The 6,057-nt window shown below is 58.4% G+C and carries 5 protein-coding genes; 3 read left to right on the top strand and 2 right to left on the bottom strand.

Annotated elements, in window-relative coordinates:
• Positions 1-41 precede the first annotated feature (41 nt).
• Positions 42-1,469, bottom strand: a complete 1,428-nt coding sequence (gene argG, locus ACNPN0_RS11130; protein ID WP_426734056.1) for an argininosuccinate synthase — start codon at positions 1,467-1,469, stop codon at positions 42-44.
• Positions 1,470-1,604: 135 nt separating this feature from the next.
• Between argG and ACNPN0_RS11125 the strand changes: the two genes are divergently transcribed.
• Entirely contained in the window at positions 1,605-2,579 is a 975-nt protein-coding gene (locus ACNPN0_RS11125; RefSeq protein WP_448938108.1) for an aldo/keto reductase, read from the top strand.
• Positions 2,580-2,653: 74 nt separating this feature from the next.
• On the opposite strand, the gene ACNPN0_RS11120 is transcribed toward ACNPN0_RS11125, so the two are convergent.
• The gene (locus ACNPN0_RS11120) at positions 2,654-3,127 is read right to left on the bottom strand and encodes a Rieske (2Fe-2S) protein (RefSeq protein WP_426734058.1); all 474 of its coding nucleotides are present in this window, start codon (positions 3,125-3,127) and stop codon (positions 2,654-2,656) included.
• A 999-nt stretch (positions 3,128-4,126) separates the two neighbouring features.
• Between ACNPN0_RS11120 and ACNPN0_RS11115 the strand changes: the two genes are divergently transcribed.
• Both ACNPN0_RS11115 and ACNPN0_RS11110 read left to right on the top strand, forming a co-directional pair.
• A complete protein-coding gene (locus ACNPN0_RS11115; protein WP_448938076.1) occupies positions 4,127-5,818 on the top strand; it encodes a sodium:solute symporter family protein in 1,692 nt (563 codons plus the stop codon).
• Positions 5,818-5,949 (top strand): putative transporter small subunit, encoded by a 132-nt coding sequence (locus ACNPN0_RS11110; protein ID WP_426734060.1) that lies wholly within the window; start codon positions 5,818-5,820, stop codon positions 5,947-5,949. Before ACNPN0_RS11115 ends, ACNPN0_RS11110 begins: the two co-directional genes overlap by 1 nt.
• Positions 5,950-6,057: the final 108 nt, after the last annotated feature.

Raw genomic sequence — 6,057 nt, 5'->3', positions numbered from 1 at the left:
TGAAGGGAGAACCCCCCGATCCTCTAGCTGTGCCTTGGCGTCTAGTCGGTGCCTGCGTCGAATGCAGCAGACTCGATAGCGCGGTCGGTCGCCAGGTCATCGCTATCAACCTGGGTTGCGTTCACGATGTCATCAGCTCCGCCAGCTTCCAGCGAGCCGACGAGTTCAGCGGTGGTGCCGCCGACCAGGCCCATGTTGGCGTACTGCTCCAGGCGGCCGCGGGAGTCCGCGATATCCAGGTTGCGCATGGTCAGCTGGCCGATGCGGTCCACTGGGCCGAAAGCGGCGTCGCCTACGCGCTCCATCGAAAGCTTGTCCGGGTGGTAGCTCAGGTTCTCGCCCTCGGTGTTCACGATCGTGTAGTCGTCGCCACGGCGCAAGCGGATGGTGACGGTACCGGTGATGGCCGAGCCGACCCAGCGCTGCAGCGATTCGCGCAGCATCAGGGCCTGCGGGTCCAGCCAGCGGCCTTCGTACATCAGACGGCCCAAGCGGCGGCCTTCGTTGTGGTAGCTGGCCACGGTGTCTTCGTTGTGGATCGCGTTCACGAGGCGTTCGTAGGCGATGTACAGCAGCGCCATTGCTGGTGCTTCGTAGATGCCACGGGACTTGGCCTCGATGATGCGGTTCTCGATCTGGTCGCTCATGCCCAGACCATGGCGTCCGCCGATGATATTAGCTTCGTTGACCAGAGCCACCGGATCGGTGAACTCCTTGCCATTGATGGCTATCGGGCGGCCAGCGACGAAGGAAACCGAGACATCTTCGGTCTTGATCTCTACGTTCTCGTCCCAGTACTTCACGCCCATGATCGGCTCAACAGACTCGATGGAGCTGTTCAGCAGTTCCAGGGTCTTCGCCTCGTGGGTTGCGCCCCAGATGTTGGCATCGGTTGAGTAGGCCTTTTCGGCCGAATCGCGGTAAGGGAAACCGTGCTCCTGCAGCCATTCGGACATTTCCTGGCGGCCACCAAGCTCTGCAACGAAGTTGGGGTCGAGCCATGGCTTGTAGATGCGCAGCTTAGGGTTGGCCATCAAGCCGTAGCGGTAGAAGCGCTCGATGTCGTTGCCCTTGTAGGTCGAACCGTCGCCCCAGACATCCACGCCATCTTCGCGCATTGCGCGGACCAGCAGGGTGCCGGTGACGGCGCGGCCCAGCGGGGTGGTGTTGAAGTAGGTCTTGCCGCCGGTGCGGATGTGGAAAGCGCCGCAGGCGAGTGCTGCTAGGCCTTCTTCAACCAGAGCGGGCTTGCAATCAACCAGGCGGGAGTTCTCTGCACCGTACTCCAGTGCACGGCCAGGTACGGCGTCGATATCTGGCTCGTCGTACTGGCCGAGGTCGCCAGTGTAGGTGTAAGGGATGGCGCCCTTGTCGCGCATCCAGGCTACTGCCACCGAAGTGTCGAGGCCACCGGAGAACGCGATACCTACGCGCTCGCCTACAGGAAGATTGGTAAGAACTTTAGACATGTTTCCATCCTAATGGATAAATATGCAATGCAGTGAATTGTGCTGTGAAATGTTGAGCACAACTACCTACCAGATAGCCTATGGGTATAACCTCGCTCAGTGAAGCGGATGAACAAACCAACAGATGAGGTGTCCATGGAATTCCGTCAGCTAGGCCGCAGCGGCCTGAGTGTTTCCGTCGTCGGGCTAGGGTGCAACAATCTTGGCCGCGCAGGAACTGCGACCGAAACCCAAGAAGGAACCGACGCGGTTATCCATGCGGCGCTTGACGCGGGTATTACGCTCTTCGATGTCGCGGATGTCTATGGCAAGGAACCAGGGCTTTCCGAAATCCGTCTGGGCAAAGCGCTTGGGCAAGCACGCAATGACATCGTTCTGGCCACCAAATTCGGCATGGATATGCAGGGCGCAAATGGCCCGGACTTCAATGCGCGTGGTTCGCGCCGTTATATCGTCAAAGCAGTCGAAGCATCGCTCAAGCGGCTCGGTACGGACTACATCGACCTGTATCAGTTCCACACTCCAGATGCGAACACTCCCATCGAAGAAACCTTGCGGGCCATGGATGACCTGGTCACCAGCGGCAAAGTTCGCTACATCGGCCATTCCAACCGGGCCGGCTGGCAAATAGCCCAGGCGGAGTACGTGGCCCGTGAATTGGGAACCGAGCGATTCGTCTCGGCACAGAATCACTACAACCTGATTGACCGCCGTGCAGAACTGGAAGTGCTTCCAGCGGCTCGTGAATTCGATCTGGGAGTCTTGCCCTACTTCCCGCTGGCAAACGGCCTGCTGACCGGCAAGTACTCCAAGGGGCATGCCCCTGAGGGCAGCCGGCTGACACACGCGCGTCAGCATCTCGTGGAAACCAGCGATTTTGAGCAGTTGGATCAATTCGACGCCTTTGCTGCCGAACGGGATCTGACACCGATCGAATTGGCATTTTCCTGGCTGGCAGCGCAGTCGCCGGTGGCCTCTGTGATTGCCGGTGCCACCCGTCCTGAGCAGATTCGAGCCAACGCTGCAGCGGTGCGTTGGGTTCCGAGCGCCGCAGAACGGGCCCAGATGGATGAGCTCTTCCCGGCCCCAGAGAAAGTTGCGCTGTTCTAGGAGTGCCTCTAGCAAGCACTGAAGGGTGAACCCCATCCGGGTTCAGCCTTCAGTGCTTAAAAAGTGCTGGGAAACTACTGTGCGGCGGTAACGTAGGCGACGATGTCGTCACCTTCAATTGCCGCAGCGTAGCGTGGCAGCGCTGCGATAGCTGGACCTGCGTCCACGGTACCGTCAGCGGGTGCGAATCGTGAGCCATGGCAGGCGCAGTAGAAATCTTCCTTGCTGGACTTCGGGCTCACAGCGCAGCCCTGGTGGGTACAGACGTTCGAGTAGGCCAAAACGGTCTTCTCATCCTTGCGGAAGAGCAAAACGCCTACTTCTTTTCCGGAAGGATCCTTGGCTGGAGCGAGTGCACGCGATCCGATGGCAAGGTCCGTGGCCTTCATGAGGGCCTGTCCTTCGCCTGATGGTTCAGGAATCGGCAATGCCTCGGGGGTGTCGGCTTCAGAATGTCCATCGCCGCAGGCAGTGAGCAGTGCGGCGGAACCAAGTGCTGCCGAGGCGCAAATGAACGTACGACGGGCTGGTCGGGCAATGTCAGTCATGCACCTATTCTGGCAGAGATCTCTGTGCCGGCGCTAAGAGCGAAGCGCCCGTGTCAGGAGGGTGCGGCAAGTGATGAGCTTGATCGGCGGGGGAGCGGTCTGCATGCGTTCGCCAGGCGGTATCGAATACCGTGTATATTTATGCAGTGTTTTCGAAGTCCTGAGAGTATCCACAGTGCCCTGAACTCGCTCGGCATGGCACTGAATCCGGCACTCGGGAAAGTTTAGTAATCCGGGTAGGGCATTTCGGGTGGTGTAATTGGATCATGCCTGTCCGCTGCGCAGTGGGGAACAGAACGGCCAGAACTAGATATTTTTTATCCCGGCTTTCCGCACTTATGTGCGCACCGTTACACGCATCCGCAAGGTCGTCCCGTAATTGATACAGACGATGGGCTGATTCAACATCGCGCCCCTGCCGGCTGGTCGGTGAGTGGGGTGCCCCGCTGCCTTGCGGCGGAAGATTCGAATATCTTTGCATTCATGCTAATATTTGTATGTAGTTAGTTGAAGCTACTAATTTCGGAGAGAGCTTTCGCTGTTTTCCTGTCCGGCGTTTTATCGCCGACTGAGTAACTCCGCGCAGTAATCGCGTGTTGAGTTCCGGGTAGCAGCCCTCCGATGGAAAACCGGCGGTATTCGCCAACGCGAGTACCGCGCCTGAACTGACCCGAAGCGCCATTGCGCGCCAATATGGATAGCCGCAAGTGCGATGCAGGCAAACCATGGGCCGGATTCACTTTGTGAAGCCAAAAGCGCCAGGTTCTGGAACGAATCCACGAGCTGGTGCTCCCCGTGACTAGGGATGAACGATACGAATGAGAAACGAACGAAACTTGAGTGTAGGGAAGTGGTTCATGGGCCCAGGGGCTTGTGCGCGTCAGCTGAAATTTACCCCTTGCGATGAAATCTCGCAGGAAGACGTGCAGGATAAGTCGCCGGTTGAGCATTTAGCTCCTGGCGCGAATCTCATCACTGCCTATTAGAGGGAGGTGGCGCGTGAATAACGAAATAGTGCAGTTCAGCGCCCTAACTGTTGTCTTGCTATTGGTGCTCTTCTACGGAGGCACCTTCTTTATTTCCACCCGAATCGGAAAGAAAAAAGAGAACGCCGACGACTACATGACGGCGGGAAATAAAATTGGATTCGGCATTTCCGCTGCAAGCATGACCGCTACCTGGATCTGGGCTTCGTCGATGTACGCCTCAGCCACCTCCGGGTACACCTATGGAATCTCCGGTCCGATCCACTATGGGCTCTGGGGCGCGTTGATGATTCTGTTCATCTACCCATTCGGCAAGCGGATTCGCAAGGTCGCGCCACGCGCGCACACCCTCGCCGAGGTCATGCATGCACGCCACGGCCGCTCCAGCCAGCTGATGCTGGCCGGGTCGAATATTGTCGGTTCGGTCATCTCCTTGATGTCCAACTTCATCGCCGGTGGCGTATTGATCTCGATGCTCTCGCCGTTCAACTTCATCCAGGGCGTGCTGGCCGTTGCCGGTGGCGTTCTGCTCTACACCCTGTGGTCCGGGTTCCGTGCTTCGGTACTGACCGACTTTGTCCAGGTCGTAGGCATGTTGGGCGCTGTAGCAATCATTGTCCCGGCGATCTTCTTTGCCGCAGGGTTCCCGGCCGCATTCGAAACCGGTGCGAGCAACTTGACCCCGCAACAGTCCAATTTCTTCTCCTCTGAAGCATTCCTGGGCCAAGGGGCACCCTACATTGCAGCCGTTCTGGCCTACGCAATTGGCAACCAGACTATTGCCCAGCGGCTCTTCGCAGTACGCGAGGACTTGATCAAGCCAACCTTCATCACTGCAACCATCGGCTACGGAGCGATGGTCATCGGCGTGGGCATGCTCGGCGTGCTCGCCCTGTACCTTGGGTTCGAGCCGTCGGGTGGAGACATGAACAACCTCATCCCCGAGATGGCTGCCAGCTACCTGCCAGGTGTTCTGCTGGCATTGTTCTTCATCATGATCATTGGTGCGCTGTCGTCAACTGCTGACTCGGACTTGGCGGCCTTGTCCTCGATTGTGATGGCTGACGTGTACGGCCAGAACGTTGCCGGCAAGGACAAGGCCGATCCGAAGAAAATGCTGCTCATTGGCCGTGCGACCATGGTCGTTGCCACCGCATTGGCAGTCGCTTTCGCGAGCATGCAGCTGAACATCCTGGACCTGCTGGTCTTCGTCGGAGCTCTTTGGGGTGCTCTGGTCTTCCCGGTTCTGGCCAGCTTCTACTGGAAAAAGGTCACCAACAAGGCCTTCACCGTTTCGGTACTCGTTGCACTGGCGATCTTCATCCCTGTTCGCTTCGAACTGATCCCAGTCAATGGCGTCACCGGCTTGCTGATCGAGCTGCTGTCGGTGATTGGCATCGGCGTGGTCGTGGCGTTGATGAGCTTCGGGTTCTTCGGCCTGCGCGTTGCCAAGATTGTCGGTGTCGTCGCGATGCTGGCCAGCGCACCGTTCGTCTTCGGTTTCCTGCGCGACTACACGACCTTGAGCGCCTCGCTGGTTGCCTACTCGGTCAGTACCATCGTCTGCTACCTGCTGTCGTTCAGATCCAAGATGGAATTCGACTTCGGTGTCATCGCGGTACGCACCGGCGACTTCGACGCAGTACCTGGAAAGCCTGACGCTGCAGATGCCGGACACGATGCCAAGAGCCTGGGAGGCAAATAATGACGACGTTTTTCTTGAGCCTGTACGTGCTGGCATGGCCAGTCATTGTGGCCGGAGTGCTGTTCTTCATCAGCAAGGGGTTCATCCAGGAATGGCTGGAAGCCCGCCGCAATGGTGAAGACATCATCTAGTAACCGGGCAGGCGAAGCGGCGCGCCATGGAGCGCAGGAACCCCGTACAGCAGCATTTACCAGCTGTACGGGGTTCCTGCATCCTGACGGGGCAGCAAGAAGCGGGGG

This window comes from Glutamicibacter sp. AGC84 (assembly GCF_053543575.1).
The sequence above is the reverse complement of the archived record's forward strand: the minus strand, read 5'-3'. Positions and strand labels throughout refer to the sequence as shown.